The organism is Billgrantia endophytica (assembly GCF_002879615.1).
Taxonomy (GTDB): Bacteria; Pseudomonadota; Gammaproteobacteria; order Pseudomonadales; family Halomonadaceae; genus Halomonas; species Halomonas endophytica.
Genome location: NZ_PNRF01000013.1, coordinates 221,984 through 237,674, shown reverse-complemented (window position 1 = coordinate 237,674; position 15,691 = coordinate 221,984). Strand labels below are relative to the sequence as shown.

The window sequence follows — 15,691 nt, the reverse complement described above, 5'->3', positions numbered from 1 at the left end:
TCGATGTGCGCTATCCTATCTGACCGGAGCGCGTCATGCGCCACGTATCGACGCCCCGAGACAATCACCGCTCCTGCGAGGAAATCGATGGCTCGTCCCAGACAGCATGCGCCCGAAGCGCTCCATGCCCAAGTCATGGCGGCAAGCGATGCCTGGCTGCAGGGCAATCCTGTTCATACACTGTCGCTGCGTGCGCTGGCTCGGGAAGTGGGATGTGCTCCGAGTACGCTCCTCAAGCTCTATGGCAGCTTCGGTAACCTGCTTCAGCATGTGAACATCGAGACCCTGGCCCGGCTGCGCATGGTCATCGAGCCGTTGACCGAAGGGGCCTCGCCCGAGCGCCAGCTCAAGGCGCTGGCCTTGGCATACTGGCAGTTCGCCCAGCGGGAGCCCTATCGCTGGCAGCTCCTGTTCGACTACCCGCTGGCCCAGGAAGGCGAGCTGGACCAGCGCCAGTCCGACATGATCGAAGCCCTGTTCCTGCGTGTCGAGGCGAGTCTCAAGGAGTACCAGCCGGCATTGGGCGACCTGGAGGCCAGGCGCCTGGGGCGGACCCTGTGGGGCAGCGTGCACGGGTTGGTGCAGCTTGGCCTCAACGAGCGCCTTGGCTACTGGCAGGGGCAGCAGCTCGAGGTCGGTGAACTGCTCGACCAGCTGCTGACCACCATCCTGGCTGGCCTGAAGAACAGGTCCAGTATCGCGTGAACCTGGCCTTTCTCGGGCTGTTCGGCACCTTGGTGGCGGCGGGTGCCTGGCGTGTCGCCCGCGCCCCGCGGCCGGTCATTCGCCGGCTGATCTTCCTGCTCATCCACTGCATCTATCGTCTGCGCTTTCGTGGCCGACATTTCATACCGGTACGAGGCCCCGCGGTAGTGGTCTGCAATCACGTCAGCTTCATGGATGCCCTGGTGGTCGGCGGTGCCAGCCCGCGGCCGCTGCGCTTCCTGATGGACCGGCCTATCTACGAGTCGCCATGGCTCAACTGGTTGTTTCGCCTGGTGGGTGCCATTCCGGTGGACTCCGACCGTCACGACCCCGGCAGCGTGCGCCGTGCCCTGAATGAGGTCAGTCGGGCCCTGCGCAACGGTGAAGTAGTCATGCTGTTTCCTGAAGGTCGCCTGACGCCGGACGGCGAAGTGCGCCCCTTCCGACGAGGGTTGGAGACGATCCTGGCGCGAGACCCGGTACCGGTGATTCCGGCCGGCCTGGCGGGTCTGTGGGGGTCCTGGACCTCCCATTGCGATGGGCCGGCCCTCTCCAAGCGGCCGTGCCGGTTCCGGGCTCGGGTGGCGCTCTATTTCGGTGAGCCGATCCCGCCGCGGCTGGCGCGGCGGGATCGGGTGGAAGCCCGGGTGCGGGCGTTGAAGGCCGAGGCCGATAGCTGGGCCTGTCCGGTCAGGAAAACGCCGGGCGGGTCTTGATCAGCCCTGCTGGCGACGAGAGGAGCGCGAGGGCTGCGGCCAGCAGCGTGCGGCGGTGATCAGGTTGTCGCGCACCTCGATGATCTCCATCCGGGTGGTGCCGATCTGCAGACATGCCGGGCCATCCGGGAAGGCCTCCAGGTGCTCGAGGATCAGACCATTGAGTGTCTTGGGCCCGTCTGTCGGTAGCTGCCAGCCGAGCATCCGGTTGATATCACGGATATTGGCGGCGCCGTCGATCACATGGCTGCCATCGTCCTGACGGTGAATGTCCTGGTCCTGGCCAGCCACGTCAGTGGTGAATTCCCCAACGATCTCCTCAAGAATGTCTTCCAGCGTTACCAGGCCTTCCACGTCGCCATACTCATCCACCACGATGCCTATCCGGCGCTTCTGTTTCTGGAAATTGAGCAGTTGAGTATGCAGCGGTGTCGATTCGGGAATGAAGTAGGGCTCTCTCGCCTCCTGGACGATGGAAGCCTTGGTCACTTCATCACGGGACAGGAAGCGTGCCGCGTTGCGCAGGTGAAGCATGCCAATGATGTTGTTGATGTCGCCCTTGTAGATGGGCAGGCGGGTGTGCTGGCTGGTGCGGATCTGAGCCAGGATGGCCGTGAGATCGTCGTCCAGATCGATCCCGACGACTTCATGGCGCGGCACCATGATGTCATTTACCGTCACGTTTTCCAGGTCGAGAATCGACAGCAGCATGGCCTGGTGGCGATGGGGTATCAGCGTGCCGGCCTCGTGCACGATGGTGCGCAGTTCATCTCGGGTCAGGTTGTCGCCGCCCCCCTCGATACTCTTCACCCCCAGCAGCTTGAGCAGGGTGTTCGCAATCACGTTGACGAGCCATACCAGCGGGTAGAGCAGCTTCAGCAACGGCTCCAGTACCAGGGAGGCGGGGTAGGCGATGCGTTCCGGTTTTACCGCCGCATAGGTCTTGGGGCCGACCTCGGCGAAGATGAGAAGCACGATGGTCAGGACCAACGGTGCGATTGCGGGGCCGGTGACCTCGCCGAAGAAATGGATGGCGAGCACGGTGGCGATGGCGGCCGCCAGGTTGTTGACCAGGTTGTTACCGATCAGGATCACGCCGATGAGACGGTCGGGGCGGGCCAGCAGCCGCAGGACCCGGCGAGCCCGGCTGTCGCCGCTGTTGGCCTGGTGGTTCAGCCGGTAGCGGTTGATCGACATCATGCCGGTCTCTGAGCTTGAGAAGAAGGCAGAAAGACAGATGAGTAGGAAAAGCAGGCCGAACAGCAATCCCAGAGGGAAGTCGTCGCTCAAGTCGAAGGGTCCTCAATGGCGTATCAGCCACGTTTTTAGGGATTCGGCCCGGCAGTGTCAAGACGACCTATGATTCAAGCGCGCTGCAGGATGACCTCCAGCACGAACTTACTGCCAAAATAGGCCAGCAAAAGCACGGCGCAACCACCCAGGGTCCAACGTACGGCACGCATGCCGCGCCAGCCCAGAATATGGTGGCTGATCAGTAATACGGCAAAAATCACCCAGGCTGCAAGTGACAAGATGGTCTTGTGCGCCAGATGCTTCGCGAACATGCTCTCCACGAAGACGAAACCACTGACAATGGACAGGGTCAGCAGAATCATGCCGGCCCAGATCAACTCGAAGAGTACGCGTTCCATGGTGGTGAGCGGCGGAAGCACCTGAACCACGCCACGGGTATGGTGGTGGCGCAGGGCCTGGTTCTGCAGGCCCAGCAGCACCGCCTGTATGGCCGCGATCAGCAATATGCCGAATGCCAGGGCGGAACTCATGGCATGCAGTGCGATACCGGGAGTCATGTCTCCGGTGCGCTCGGGGCTCGGCAGGCCGACGGCCAGCAATAGTGCCAGGCCAGCGATGGGAAAGAGCCCCACCGACACGTTGAGTACCGGCTTGGCCAGGCTGACGGCCAGCAGCAGGATGACCATGATGCCGGTCAGGAATACCGCACTGGTCGACAGGCCGGGCATCAGGCCCGGGCTCTGGTCGATCAGCTTCAGGGCGACAGGCAAGTGGAACAGCACTCCCAGCAGGCCCAGGACCCGAACCAGAACGGGACGCTGCGGAACGCGTCGCAGCAGAGTGAGTCCTTGCCAGGAGGCAGCACCCAGATAGAGGATGAAGGCCATGATAGCCAGAGGAAGCGCCTGCATCAGTTGCCATCCGTGCGCCGTTGCCGGCGTCAGTACATCTCGAAAGTGGAAAGAGGTTTGCCGACGCTACTATAACCAATCCATGCACTGTCGCACAGCCGTGGTGGTGGGCTGCATGGAGACTGGCGGCGACTAAGCGTATAATTTCGCCTCATCAACGCACGACGACTTTACTCAACGACAGTTTCTACCGTATGCGGGCAACAAAGAACGCTTGGCGCACGTGACGGATCGTCGCATGCCTTGCTTCGTTCGCGACAGGCGAGGGGATCGTCAGTCTCTGCCAGCATCGTAGCCGGAGTGGCCCATGTTCCAGAATCTCAGCGAGCGACTGTCCCAGACGCTCAAGTCCATCAAGGGTCAGGCGCGCCTGACCGAGGACAACATCAAGGACACCCTGCGCGAAGTGCGGCGCGCCTTGCTCGAGGCCGACGTCGCCCTGCCGGTGGTCAAGGACTTCATCGAGCGCGTCCGCGAGCGTGCCGTGGGTCAGGAGGTCTCGAAGAGTCTTTCCCCGGGCCAGCAATTCGTGAAGATCGTCCAGCAGGAGCTGGAGGCGATCATGGGCGAAGCCAACGAGGGGCTATCGCTGAAGGGCTCTCCCGCGGTGGTGCTGATGGCCGGCCTGCAGGGCGCGGGCAAGACCACCTCGGTGGCGAAGCTGGCACGCTACCTCAAGGAGCGCGAGAAGAAGAAGGTGCTGGTGGTATCGGCAGATGTCTACCGCCCGGCAGCCATCGATCAGCTCGAGACCCTGGCGAGCGAGGTCGGGGTCGACTTTTTCCCGTCACGCGGCGACCAGAAGCCGGTGGCCATTGCCCAGGCGGCGCTCAAGCACGCCAAGATCCAGTTCCATGACGTCGTTATCGTCGATACCGCCGGTCGGCTGGCCATCGACGAGGCCATGATGGCCGAGATCGCCGAGCTGCACCGGGTCTGCGAACCGCAGGAAACCCTGTTCGTGGTCGATGCCATGACCGGCCAGGATGCGGCCAACACGGCCAAGGCCTTCAATGAAGCGCTACCGCTGACCGGTGTGATACTGACCAAGGCCGATGGTGATGCCCGGGGCGGGGCGGCGCTGTCGGTGCGTCACATCACCGGCAAGCCGATCAAGTTCATGGGCGTGGGCGAGAAGGTCGACGCACTGGAACCCTTTCACCCGGATCGTGTGGCTTCGCGCATTCTCGGCATGGGCGACGTGCTGTCGCTGATCGAGGAGGCCGAGCGCACCGTCGACAAGGAAAAGGCCGAAAGACTGGCCAGGAAGGTCAAGAAGGGTGACGGCTTCGATCTCGAGGACTTCCGTGACCAGCTCCAGCAGCTCAAGAAGATGGGCGGCATGGGCGGCCTGCTCGGCAAGCTGCCCGGCATGGGGCAGATGGCCGAGATGGCCCAGGGCCCGGGGCCCGAGAAGGAACTGGGCAAGCTGGAGGCGCTGATCAACTCCATGACGCCCAGGGAGCGTCAGCGTCCCGACATCATCAACGGCTCGCGCAAGCGGCGCATCGCGGCGGGAGCCGGACTGCAGGTGCCGGACCTCAACCGCCTGCTGAAGCAGCACAAGCAGATGCAGAAGATGATGAAGAAGGCCGGCAAGAAAGGCGGCATGCAGAAGATGATGCGTGGCATGTCCGGCATGATGGGCGGCGGCCCCGGTGGCCCTGGCGGTATGGGAGGCATGGGCGGGCCCGGCGGCATGGGCGGTCCGGGTGGTTTCCCACGGCGCTGAGCCGGCCCTGGCCGCTTGGCGTGAAAAGGATTGTCGGCCGGGCTTTCCAAGCCGGGCTGATTTCCGTAGAATGCTGCGTCTTCATGGCAGGACCGGACAGCTGTCCGGCTGCTCTCTTGACCGAATGACGCGTAGGCGGGCCTTTCGGCCTGCTTTCGAGCAGTATGCCGACCCATACGGCCGCTAGCCTGGGTCGGCGCACATCGGTATTAAACGTAACCTCAACCGAAGGACAGTTAACGCCATGGTTACCATTCGTCTGGCACGTGGTGGCGCCAAGAAGCGTCCCTTCTATCATCTGACCGTGACCGACTCGCGTAATGCGCGCGACGGCCGTTTCATCGAGCGTCTGGGTTTCTTCAACCCCATCGCCCGTGGCGGTGAAGAGCGTTTGCGCGTCGACCTGGATCGCATTACCCACTGGCAGAGCCAGGGCGCCCAGATGTCCGATCGCGTGGCCGAGCTGGTCAAGGAAGCCCGCAAGCAGGCCTGAGCCTGCGGCATGTCGGTGACGTCATGAGTGAACAAGCCGAACGCATCGAGCTGGACGATCATGTGGTGCTGGGCAAGTTGACCAGCCCCTATGGGATCAAGGGGTGGCTCAAGGTCTACTCCCATACCAGCCCGATGGACGGCATCCTCGAGTACCCCGTGTGGGTGCTGCGACAGGGTAATGCCCTGACCCGCCATCGGCTGGTCCAGGGGCGTCGTCATGGCAAGGGCCTGGTGGCCCTTCTGGAGGGTGTCGATGGCCGGGAAGGCGCGGAGCGCATGGCGGGGGCGGAGATACTGCTACCCAAGGCAACGCTTCCCGAGCTGCCCCGTGGCGACTATTACTGGCACGAGCTGGAAGGTCTGACCGTCGTGACCCGCGATGAAGAGGTGCTGGGGCGTGTCCTGTATCTGTTCGAGACCGGGGCCAACGACGTCATGGTGGTCAAGGGCGACCCGGATGGGGAGCCGCCGGCCGTTGATGATCGTGAACGCCTGCTGCCTTTCCTGCCCGATGACGTGATCATCGACGTGGATCTGGCGAGCGGGATCATGACCGTTGACTGGGACCCGACATTTTGATGGCCACTGGGGCCGAAGGCTCGAGTGAGTCGCCGGGTATGTGGGTCGGTGTCGTTTCGCTGTTTCCCGAGATGTTCGATGCCCTCACTCGGAGTGGAGTGACGGGGCGGGCGGTCAGCCAGGGGCGCGTGGTACTGGAGTTCTATAACCCCCGTGACTACGCCACCGATCGGCATCGCACCGTCGATGACCGTCCCTATGGCGGCGGTCCCGGCATGCTGATGAAGGTGGACACGCTGCGAGCGGCCATTCATGCCGCTCGCGACCGGGCTCGGGAAGCCACCGGCGAGCGGCCCAGGGTGATCTATCTATCCCCCCAGGGGCGGCGGCTGGATCAACAGGGCGTCCGGGAGCTGGCTGCCGGCCCGCCGGTGGTGGTGGTGGCGGGGCGTTATGAAGGCATCGATGAGCGCGTGGTGGAAAGCGACATCGATGAAGAATGGTCGATCGGCGACTATGTGCTCAGCGGTGGCGAGCTGCCGGCCATGGTACTGATCGATGCGGCGGCGAGACTGGTTCCCGGCGTGCTGGGACATCAGGACTCCGCAGTGGAGGACTCCTTCAACGAGGGATTGCTGGACTGTCCACACTACACCCGTCCGGAAGTGATCGACGGGCGCCGGGTACCGGATGTCCTGCTCAGCGGACATCACGGCGAGATCCGGCGCTGGCGACTCAAGCAGTCGCTGGGACGGACCTGGCTGCGGCGCCCCGACCTGCTGGAAGGCAGGACGTTGGGTCGCGAACAGCAGGCGCTGCTCGAGGAGTTCATCCAGGAATACGCCGACAAGGCGGAGGTGCAGGACATCGTACAGCCCTGAGCGACGATGGGCCTGTGTCACCAATCAGCTCCCGCGCTCTCGAGCCAAGCTCGCGCGCCGGGATCACGCATCGCGGCCCTGCCGACGATGCCAGTTATCGAGGAGTCATTGTCATGAGCAGCAAGAACAAGGTGATCCAGGCGCTTGAAAGCGAGCAGATGAGCAAGCAGGTGCCGGATTTCGCCCCGGGTGACACCGTGGTCGTGCAGGTCAAGGTCAGGGAAGGCACCCGTGAGCGTCTCCAGGCCTTCGAAGGCGTGGTGATCGGCAAGCGTAACCGTGGCCTGAACTCCGCCTTCACCGTGCGCAAGATCTCTCACGGCGTGGGCGTCGAGCGTACCTTCCAGACCTACAGCCCTCTGGTCGACTCCATCGAGGTGAAGCGTCGTGGTGACGTGCGCCAGGCCAAGCTGTACTATCTCCGCGAGCGCAGCGGCAAGTCTGCCCGCATCAAGGAAAAGCTGGGCTAAGCCTGGTCGGCTGACGGCGTGCCCTTCGGGGGCGCCACTTGCGAAACCCCGTCACCGCTTGCGCGGGGCGGGGTTTCGTTGCATGGGGCCACGGTGTGGTACCGCCCGGGAGCACGTTCATGTCGCAAGTCGATGAATCCCCTGTCCTGATCGACACCTTTCTCGACACGCTCTGGCTGGAGCGAGGGGCCAGCGAACATACCCTGGCAGCCTACCGGCGCGACCTGGAAGCCTGGGTCGCCAGGCTCGACGAGGTGGGTGGCTCGCTGCTGATGCCGGGCGAGGCGGTGTTGCCGGCCTGGCTCGACGAGCGGCGTGGAGCCGGCTATCACTTGCGCAGCAATGCGCGACTGCTCTCCAGCCTGCGCGGTTTCTATCGCTGGGCACTGGTCGAGGCGCGCATCGATCGTGACCCACTGGCGGAGGTGCGCTTGCCCCGGGTGCGACCGAACCTGCCGGACACCCTGGAAGAGGAGGAGGTGGAGCGGTTGCTGGCGGCTCCCGATCTCTCGACGGACCTTGGCTTGCGCGACCGGGCGATGCTCGAAATCCTCTACGGCTGTGGATTGCGGGTCTCGGAACTGGTGGGGCTGACCGTGGATGCGGTGAACCTGCGCCAGGGCGTGGTGCGTGTGCGCGGAAAGGGGGACAAGGATCGACTGGTCCCACTGGGGGAAGAAGCCGTACACTGGCTGTCGCGCTATCTTCGCACGGCTCGCGGCGCCTTGATGCAGGATGTCACACGCCCGGCCCTGTTTCCCGGGCGGGGAGACCGCAGCCTGACGCGTCAGGCATTCTGGCATCGCATCAAGGCCCATGCCCGCACCGCTCATATCACGCATCCGCTGTCGCCCCACACGTTGCGACACGCCTTTGCGACGCATCTATTGAATCATGGCGCCAATCTGCGTGTCGTACAGCTGCTGCTCGGTCACAGCGATCTGTCGACCACCCAGATCTATACCCATGTCGCGCAGGCTCGACTCGAAGTCCTGCACGCCGACCATCATCCTCGAGGCTGACTCATGATCGTGTTACCCAATCGTATTGCCAGCGCCCTGGCTGCCATGACATTACTCCTGCTCCTGTCGGCGGGTGCCCAGGCGAGCGAGGCCGACCGCCTGGCCGAGCAACTTCAGGTCAATGGCCAACCCATGCCGGTCTCCAGCGTGAACGAGACGCCGATGGATGGTATCTACCAGGTGCGGCTGGATACCGGCGAATCCTTCTACAGCGACGCGGAAGGCAAGTTCTTCCTGGTGGGCGACCTCTACGAGAACAGCGGGCAGGGGCTGGTCAACCTGACCGAGCAGTCCCGCAACAGCGAGCGTGCGGAACGCCTGGCCAGCGTGCCCGAAGCCGAGCGTGTCGTCTTTCGCGGTACTGCCGACAGCCAGGCGGAGATCGTGGTCTTCACCGATACCACCTGCCCATATTGCCGGCAGTTCCACGAGGAGGTGCCGCGCCTCAACGAACTCGGTATCGAGGTCCACTACCTGGCCTTTCCGCGTACCGGCATGAACGCCGAGGGCGCGCGCCTGTTGCAGCAGATATGGTGTGCCGACAACCCCAGCGAGGCCATGGCCACGGCCAAGCGCCAGGAAGCCCTGCCGGGGACCGCCGACTGCGACAATCCGGTCGAGGCACAGTATCATCTGGGCATGGAAGTTGGCGTGCAGGGCACGCCGGCCATCGTGTTGCCTGACGGCCGCATGGTGCCGGGCTATGTACCCGCGGAACGCCTGGCCGAGATGCTCGGGCTTGGCGACTGACAACGAGACAACCAGCGAGGCAGCCGGCCGAGATAGGCGAACGCCGGCGGTGAAACAGCTGGACATTGAAACGACTGGACATTGAATCAATCAGGGGAGCAGTACATTGAAACCGGTGAGAGTGGGAATCTGTGGTCTGGGTACCGTAGGCGGCGGCACCTTCAACGTGTTGACGCGAAACGCCGATGAGATCGCGCGGCGAGCCGGCCGTCCGATCATCATCGAGCAGGTGGCGCACCGCAGCCTGAATCCCCAGTGTGACCTCACCGGCATCAAGACCACCACGGATGTCTTCGAGGTGGCCCGCAATCCCGATATCGATGTCCTGGTGGAACTGGTCGGGGGCTACGAGCTGGCCCGCGAACTGGTGCTGACGGCCATCGCCAACGGCAAGCATGTGGTCACGGCCAACAAGGCGCTGATTGCCGTACATGGCAACGAGATCTTCCATGCTGCCCATGAGCAGGGTGTCATCGTCGCCTTCGAAGGCGCCGTTGCCGGTGGCGTGCCGGTGATCAAGTCGTTGCGCGAGGGCCTGGGTGCCAATCGTATCGAATGGGTGGCCGGCATCATCAACGGCACCGGTAACTACATCCTGACGCACATGCGCAGCGAAGGCCGCTCCTTCGAGGACGTGCTCGCCGAAGCCCAGGCGCTGGGCTACGCCGAGGCGGACCCCACCTTCGATGTGGAAGGCATCGATGCCGCCCACAAGCTGACGATCCTGGCGTCCATCGCCTATGGGGTGCCGCTTCAGTTCGAGAAGGCCTATACCGAAGGCATCTCCCGGGTCACCTTCGATGACGTGGAGCAGGCCGACAACCTGGGCTATACCATCAAGCACCTGGGCATTTCCAAGCGTACCGATGCGGGGCTCGAGCTGCGTGTGCATCCGACGTTGATTCCCAAGGAGCGTCTGCTGGCCAACGTTCACGGGGTCAAGAACGCCATCGCCATCATGGGCGATGCCGTGGGACCGACCCTCTACTACGGCGCCGGCGCCGGCGCCGAGCCCACCGCGTCGGCGGTGGTGGCGGACCTGCTCGACGTGGCCCGCGATATCGCCACCGATCACCACTACCGTGTGCCCTACCTGGCCTTCAGCGGTATCGGCGACGATGACGGCAACATGCCGATTCTGCCCATGGAAGATATCGTCACTGCCTATTACCTCAGGCTGCTGGCGGTGGACCGCCCCGGCGTGCTCGCCCGTGTGGCGGCTATCCTCGCCGAGCAAGGCATCTCCATCGAGGCCCTGGTTCAGAAGGAGGCCACCGAAGGCGAACTGGTACCGATCATTCTGCTGACCCATCGCATCCGTGAAAAGAACATGAACGAGGCGATACGCCATATCGAGTCGATGGCCGACATCGCCGGGCCGGTAACGCGGATCCGTGTCGAGTCGCTGGACGAGCAGGAGTAAGTGATGCGCTATGTCAGTACCCGTGGGCAGGCACCCGCGCTCTCCTTCGAAGAGGTCGTGCTCACCGGCATGGCCAGCGATGGTGGCCTCTACGTGCCGGAAACCGTGCCACAGCTCTCCCGGGAGGAACTGGCCGGCATGGCCGGGCTGTCGTATGCCGAGATCGCCTTTCGCGTCATGAAGCCCTACGTCAACGGCGAGATCGACGACGAAACCTTCCGCGAGATCGTGCGTGATGCCTATGCCACCTTCAGCCATGACGCCGTGGTGCCGCTCAACCAGCTCGATGCCAACCACTTCCTGCTCGAGCTGTTCCATGGCCCGACGCTGGCCTTCAAGGACATCGCCCTGCAACTGCTCGGTCGGCTGCTCGATCACTTCCTGGCCAAGCGCGGCGAGCGGGCCGTGATCATGGGAGCCACCTCAGGCGATACCGGGTCGGCTGCCATCGAGGGCTGTCGCCATTGCGACAACCTGGACATCTTCATCCTCCATCCGCACAACCGGGTTTCGGAGGTGCAGCGTCGGCAGATGACCTCGGTGTTGGCCGACAATGTCTTCAACGTTGCCATCGAGGGCAACTTCGACGACGCCCAGGCGATGGTCAAGGCGAGCTTCGCCGACCAGGCGTTCCTTGGCGGCACTCGCCTGGTGGCGGTGAACTCGATCAACTGGGCGCGCATCATGGCCCAGATCGTCTACTACGTGGCCGCCGGCGTTGCGTTGGGCGCCCCGCATCGCCAGGTGAGCTTCTGCGTGCCGTCGGCCAACTTCGGCAATGTCTTCGCCGGCTACATGGCCTATCGCATGGGCCTGCCGGTCAAGCAGTTCATCATCGCCACCAATGCCAACGACCTCCTGCACCGCACGCTGGCCGCCAACGACTTTTCCAGGCAGGAGCTGGTAGCCACCCTCGCGCCCTCCATGGACATCGTGGTGTCGTCCAACTTCGAGCGGCTGCTGTTCGAGGCCTATGAGCGCGACGGCGACGCGGTACGCAACCTGCTCGAGCGCTTCCAGTCCGAGCCCACGGCGCTGGCCGAGGCGCCGCTGGCCAGGCTGCGCAAGCTGTTTGCCAGCCATAGCGTCGACGATGCCACCATCCTCGAGGTGATCCGCGAGGCGCATCATCGCACCAAGGAGGTCCTCGATCCGCATACGGCCACCGGCTATCGTGCCGCCGAGCGGGCCAGGGCCGACGCCGAAACGCCGATGATCACCCTGGCCACGGCCCACCCGGCCAAGTTCGCCGAGGCGGTGGTCAAGGCCGGCTTCCCGGGCGTGCCGCTGCCGCCGCACATGGATGACCTGCTGGAGCGTGAGGAGCGCTACACCGTGCTGCCGGCGGAGCTGGCGCGGGTGCAGGCGTTCGTGGCTGAGAATCGCCGCTAGAACGGAAGGCCGACGCTGAGGCGAGGGGCGCCGGGGAAAGGTCTGGAGGGGGTCTTTTTCCAGGGAAGGAAAAAGTAGCGTACAGGGAAGTATTTACAGCGCCCCCGAACAGGCCTTTCCCCGGGGCAGCCCCGGGCGGGCGTCGGTGACACCAGAACCTTGCGAAGGCTGTCCCCGGCGCCCCTTGCTATCATGCTGCCTGGGTATAACGCCGCGTCTCGTACATCGCGGCGTGACAAGTGCTTCAAAACCCCTCTCGCTGCAACAGGAGCCACGCTTGGACGTGATCGCGCCGTCAGACCTGCACGCCCGACTCAAGCCGCGGCTGCTGCCGCGCCCGCGCAACGAGGCGCTCTATGCCCGCGCCCGCGCCGAGGGGCTGACCGAGCTGCAGGCCCGGGTGCTGGCCGGCCGCCTGGCTGGCTACGATGGGGAGCTGGCGCCGTTGACCCAGCCCAGCCTGCGCTATCTCGAACACCCGGAGCGCCTGGCCGATGGCCGCCGCGCCGCCGAGCGCATCGCCCAGGCGGTGGTGGACGGCGAGCATATCGGTATCCTCACTGACTACGACGTCGATGGCATTACCTCCCACGTGGTGATCCGGCGCACCCTGGTCGAGCTGTTCGGCGTGCCCGAGGCGCGGCTGCACAGCCTGATCGGCCACCGTATTCACGACGGCTATGGCATCAGCCTGCCGCTGGTGGAGCGCACGCTGTCGCTGAAACCGCGGCCAAGCCTGGTGATCACCGCCGACTGCGGTAGCTCGGATGAAGCGCGTATCGCTCGGCTCAAGGCGGCGGGCATCGACGTGGTGGTCAGCGACCATCATGCCCTGCCGGTGGAGGGGCCGCCGGCTTCGGCCCATGCCGTCGTCAATCCGACGCGAGACGACTGCGACTATCCCGATGCCACTATCGCCGGCTGCATGGTGGCCTGGCTGGTCATGTCGCTGGCACGCCAGGTGCTCATCGAATGGGGCGCGCTGTCGTCGTCCACGCCCAAGCTCTCGCCCTGGCTCTCCTACGTGGCGCTGGGTACCGTGGCGGACTGCGTCTCCCTGGGGGCAAGCCCCGCCAATCGTGCGGTGGTCAGCCATGGGCTCATCCTGATCAATCGCATGGAGGCGGCCTGCTGGCGGGCCATGGCGGCCAGGTTAGGGGAAGACAGCACACCCTTCACCGCCGAGACCCTGGCCTTCCAGATGGGGCCCCGGATCAACGCCCGCTCGCGCCTCGATGATCCCTACGCGGCACTGCACTTCATGCTCGCCGCCGATGACGGCACGGCAACCCGGCATCTGGATACGCTGGATCAGGACAACCAGTCGCGCAAGGCCATCGAGGCCGACATGACCGAGCAGGCCCGCCTGCTGGCGGTACCGCAGCTCTCCTCTGACCAGCCGGCCATCGTGGTGTTTCTGGAAAACGGCCACCCGGGGGTGCAGGGCATCGTCGCCTCACGTCTGGTGCAGGCCTATGGCCGGCCCGCCCTGGTGATGACCCCGGCGGCAGCCCCCGGCATGCTCACAGGCTCCGGGCGTTCCATCGAGGCGCTGCACCTGCGTGACGCCCTGCAGCGTACCTTCGAGCTGGCCCCCGAGACACTGCCACGATTCGGCGGTCATCGCGGCGCGGCGGGGGTCGGCGTGCCGGTCGACCAGTTCGATGCCTTTCGCACGGCCTTCCTGCAGGCGGTGGGTGAACAGCTGGGAGGGATCGAGCTCTTTCCTCACGTGTTGACCGACGGCGAGCTGATGCCGGTCCAGTTCGACCTGGCGACGCTCGACGAACTGGACAGACTCGGCCCCTACGGACGGGAATTCGATGCGCCCCTGTTCGAGGGCGATTTCCTGGTGGAGGCGCTCAGGCCAGTGGGTGCCGACGGCAGCCACCTGATGATGACGCTCTCGGCGGGTGCGACGAGCCTGCGGGCGATCTGGTTCCGCGCGCTCACACCCGGCGAGCTGCCGGCCTTCGGCCTGGGAGATCACCTGCGCTGCGCCTACCGGCTCAGCCGCAATCGCTGGAAGGGGCGGGAGTCTCTGCAGCTCATGGTCGAGCATGCGGAGGCATCGAACGTCACTTGAAGGCGGGCTTGCTCGTCGCGCTGGTTCGCGGAACCGAATTTTCCACGAGGAATGCTGCATGGACCCACAAGAGTTGCCCACCGACCGCTTCCACGTGCATCACCTCTATGAGGACATCATGGCGATGCTGGTGGGAACGCTGTTCGTGGCGCTTGGGGTGACGCTCTATACCCAGGCCCTGTTGCTGACCGGCAGCACCGCCGGCATGGCCTTCCTGTTGCAGTACGCCACCGGCTGGCGCTTCGGGGTGTGGTTCTTCCTGATCAACCTGCCGTTCTACTACCTGGCCGTGAAGCGGATGGGCTGGTCGTTCACCCTGCGAACCTTCATCGCCATCGGCCTGGTGTCGCTGTTCTCCGAACTGACCGGCAAGTGGATCTCGATCGAGAGCCTCAACCCGCTCTATGCCTCGCTGATGGGGGGGAGCCTGATCGGCATCGGCATGCTGGTGCTGTTTCGCCACCGTACCAGCCTGGGCGGCATCAATATCCTGGCGCTCTACCTGCAGGCGCACCATGGCCTGCGCGCCGGCTATGTGCAGCTCGGCATCGATGGCCTGATCATGCTCGCCGCCCTGCTGGTGCTGCCTGCCGACCGGGTCGGGCTTTCTGTGCTTGGGGCCGTGGCGCTCAATTTGATTATTGCCCTGAATCATAAGCCCGGCCGCTATATGGGTGTTTCCTAACAAGCACTTTCATTACTTGGTTAGAAGCGCTGATTTCTGTCGCGAGCGAAGTTAGGCTGGTCGCCGCCGGAACGGAGCAACCGGAGTTGACTGGCTGCTCAATGAGGATTGTGACGGTCCGACGCCTCGGTACCGCCGGCGGACAGGATAACGAGCACAGCAAGAAATCGGTGTTTCTAATAATTAGGCCAGACGCCTGGCGTCGCCAGCTCGATGAGGTGCCCGTCGGGGTCGCGGAAGTAGAGGCTCTCGCCTCCCTTGGGCCAGTGGGTGCGGCCCTCGACGGGCACGCCATGGTCCTGCAGCTGGGCCTCCCAGCCGGGCAAGGACTCGGCGGTGATGGCAAAGGCCAGATGCAGGCGTCCCCTGCCGTCATGGGGGGGTATGGTGCCCATGCCCTTCGGTAGCACCACCGTCTCCAGGGTCTCTCCCTGCCGGAACAGCAGCAGGACCGAGCCGGCACCGGCATCGTAGGCGGTGAAACGGTGATCGGCGTTGAACGGTTCCAGCCTCATCACGCCCTCGAAGAAGGCGCGTGCCCGGTCCATGTCCTCCACGTAGAGTGCGGTTTCCAGTACGCCGTTGAGTCTGGGCATGGTCTTCTCCCTGCCTTGCCATTTTCCTTCAGCCTAGCAGTCAGCGCCTGGCCA

The 15,691-nt window shown here is 64.4% G+C and carries 16 protein-coding genes; 13 read left to right on the top strand and 3 right to left on the bottom strand.

Features of this window, described 5'->3' with window-relative positions; all coding sequences use genetic code 11:
• Positions 1-87: 87 nt before the first annotated feature.
• Positions 88-705, top strand: a complete 618-nt coding sequence (locus C1H69_RS07745) for a TetR/AcrR family transcriptional regulator (protein WP_102652821.1) — start codon at positions 88-90, stop codon at positions 703-705.
• A 2-nt stretch (positions 706-707) separates the two neighbouring features.
• Positions 708-1,421 (top strand): 1-acyl-sn-glycerol-3-phosphate acyltransferase, encoded by a 714-nt coding sequence (locus C1H69_RS07740; RefSeq protein ID WP_240609873.1) that lies wholly within the window; start codon positions 708-710, stop codon positions 1,419-1,421.
• Here the strand turns inward: C1H69_RS07740 and C1H69_RS07735 are convergent, their stop codons facing one another.
• Complete coding sequence (locus tag C1H69_RS07735; RefSeq protein WP_102652820.1) at positions 1,422-2,711, bottom strand: HlyC/CorC family transporter; 1,290 nt, start codon at positions 2,709-2,711, stop codon at positions 1,422-1,424.
• Between the two features lie 74 nt (positions 2,712-2,785).
• On the bottom strand, positions 2,786-3,586 hold the full coding sequence (locus tag C1H69_RS07730) for a cytochrome C assembly family protein (protein ID WP_102652819.1): 801 nt from the start codon (positions 3,584-3,586) through the stop codon (positions 2,786-2,788).
• 307 nt (positions 3,587-3,893) lie between these two features.
• Between C1H69_RS07730 and ffh the strand changes: the two genes are divergently transcribed.
• The 11 genes from ffh to C1H69_RS07675 all read left to right on the top strand — a co-directional run bounded on the left by ffh (position 3,894) and on the right by C1H69_RS07675 (position 15,041).
• Positions 3,894-5,318, top strand: coding sequence for a signal recognition particle protein (gene ffh / locus C1H69_RS07725; RefSeq protein ID WP_102652818.1), 1,425 nt, complete (start codon positions 3,894-3,896; stop codon positions 5,316-5,318).
• A gap of 244 nt (positions 5,319-5,562) precedes the next feature.
• On the top strand, positions 5,563-5,811 hold the full coding sequence (rpsP, locus tag C1H69_RS07720; protein ID WP_102652817.1) for a 30S ribosomal protein S16: 249 nt from the start codon (positions 5,563-5,565) through the stop codon (positions 5,809-5,811).
• 23 nt (positions 5,812-5,834) lie between these two features.
• Positions 5,835-6,392 (top strand): ribosome maturation factor RimM, encoded by a 558-nt coding sequence (gene rimM / locus C1H69_RS07715; RefSeq protein ID WP_102652816.1) that lies wholly within the window; start codon positions 5,835-5,837, stop codon positions 6,390-6,392.
• A gap of 38 nt (positions 6,393-6,430) precedes the next feature.
• Positions 6,431-7,213, top strand: coding sequence for a tRNA (guanosine(37)-N1)-methyltransferase TrmD (trmD, locus tag C1H69_RS07710; protein ID WP_102652815.1), 783 nt, complete (start codon positions 6,431-6,433; stop codon positions 7,211-7,213).
• A gap of 113 nt (positions 7,214-7,326) precedes the next feature.
• Complete coding sequence (gene rplS / locus C1H69_RS07705) at positions 7,327-7,683, top strand: 50S ribosomal protein L19 (RefSeq protein WP_102652814.1); 357 nt, start codon at positions 7,327-7,329, stop codon at positions 7,681-7,683.
• A 119-nt stretch (positions 7,684-7,802) separates the two neighbouring features.
• The gene (gene xerD, locus C1H69_RS07700; RefSeq protein ID WP_102652813.1) at positions 7,803-8,705 is read left to right on the top strand and encodes a site-specific tyrosine recombinase XerD; all 903 of its coding nucleotides are present in this window, start codon (positions 7,803-7,805) and stop codon (positions 8,703-8,705) included.
• A gap of 3 nt (positions 8,706-8,708) precedes the next feature.
• Positions 8,709-9,455, top strand: a complete 747-nt coding sequence (locus C1H69_RS07695) for a DsbC family protein (protein ID WP_102652812.1) — start codon at positions 8,709-8,711, stop codon at positions 9,453-9,455.
• 106 nt (positions 9,456-9,561) lie between these two features.
• The gene (locus tag C1H69_RS07690) at positions 9,562-10,878 is read left to right on the top strand and encodes a homoserine dehydrogenase (RefSeq protein WP_102652811.1); all 1,317 of its coding nucleotides are present in this window, start codon (positions 9,562-9,564) and stop codon (positions 10,876-10,878) included.
• A 3-nt stretch (positions 10,879-10,881) separates the two neighbouring features.
• Positions 10,882-12,270 (top strand): threonine synthase, encoded by a 1,389-nt coding sequence (gene thrC, locus C1H69_RS07685; RefSeq protein ID WP_102652810.1) that lies wholly within the window; start codon positions 10,882-10,884, stop codon positions 12,268-12,270.
• Between the two features lie 283 nt (positions 12,271-12,553).
• The gene (locus C1H69_RS07680) at positions 12,554-14,356 is read left to right on the top strand and encodes a single-stranded-DNA-specific exonuclease RecJ (RefSeq protein ID WP_240609865.1); all 1,803 of its coding nucleotides are present in this window, start codon (positions 12,554-12,556) and stop codon (positions 14,354-14,356) included.
• Between the two features lie 58 nt (positions 14,357-14,414).
• Entirely contained in the window at positions 14,415-15,041 is a 627-nt protein-coding gene (locus C1H69_RS07675; RefSeq protein ID WP_102652808.1) for a YitT family protein, read from the top strand.
• Positions 15,042-15,217: 176 nt separating this feature from the next.
• On the opposite strand, the gene C1H69_RS07670 is transcribed toward C1H69_RS07675, so the two are convergent.
• Complete coding sequence (locus C1H69_RS07670) at positions 15,218-15,637, bottom strand: VOC family protein (protein WP_102652807.1); 420 nt, start codon at positions 15,635-15,637, stop codon at positions 15,218-15,220.
• Positions 15,638-15,691 lie beyond the last annotated feature (54 nt).

What these genes read in the sequence shown, in the direction of transcription:
- C1H69_RS07745 (WP_102652821.1), top strand. Translation starts at nt 88, where the DNA reads ATGGCTCGTCCCAGACAGCATGCGCCCGAAGCGCTCCATGCCCAAGTC.
- C1H69_RS07730 (WP_102652819.1), bottom strand. Translation starts at nt 3,586, where the DNA reads ATGCAGGCGCTTCCTCTGGCTATCATGGCCTTCATCCTCTATCTGGGT.
- ffh (WP_102652818.1), top strand. Translation starts at nt 3,894, where the DNA reads ATGTTCCAGAATCTCAGCGAGCGACTGTCCCAGACGCTCAAGTCCATC.
- rpsP (WP_102652817.1), top strand. Translation starts at nt 5,563, where the DNA reads ATGGTTACCATTCGTCTGGCACGTGGTGGCGCCAAGAAGCGTCCCTTC.
- rimM (WP_102652816.1), top strand. Translation starts at nt 5,835, where the DNA reads ATGAGTGAACAAGCCGAACGCATCGAGCTGGACGATCATGTGGTGCTG.
- trmD (WP_102652815.1), top strand. Translation starts at nt 6,431, where the DNA reads ATGTGGGTCGGTGTCGTTTCGCTGTTTCCCGAGATGTTCGATGCCCTC.
- rplS (WP_102652814.1), top strand. Translation starts at nt 7,327, where the DNA reads ATGAGCAGCAAGAACAAGGTGATCCAGGCGCTTGAAAGCGAGCAGATG.
- xerD (WP_102652813.1), top strand. Translation starts at nt 7,803, where the DNA reads ATGTCGCAAGTCGATGAATCCCCTGTCCTGATCGACACCTTTCTCGAC.
- C1H69_RS07695 (WP_102652812.1), top strand. Translation starts at nt 8,709, where the DNA reads ATGATCGTGTTACCCAATCGTATTGCCAGCGCCCTGGCTGCCATGACA.
- thrC (WP_102652810.1), top strand. Translation starts at nt 10,882, where the DNA reads ATGCGCTATGTCAGTACCCGTGGGCAGGCACCCGCGCTCTCCTTCGAA.
- C1H69_RS07675 (WP_102652808.1), top strand. Translation starts at nt 14,415, where the DNA reads ATGGACCCACAAGAGTTGCCCACCGACCGCTTCCACGTGCATCACCTC.
- C1H69_RS07670 (WP_102652807.1), bottom strand. Translation starts at nt 15,637, where the DNA reads ATGCCCAGACTCAACGGCGTACTGGAAACCGCACTCTACGTGGAGGAC.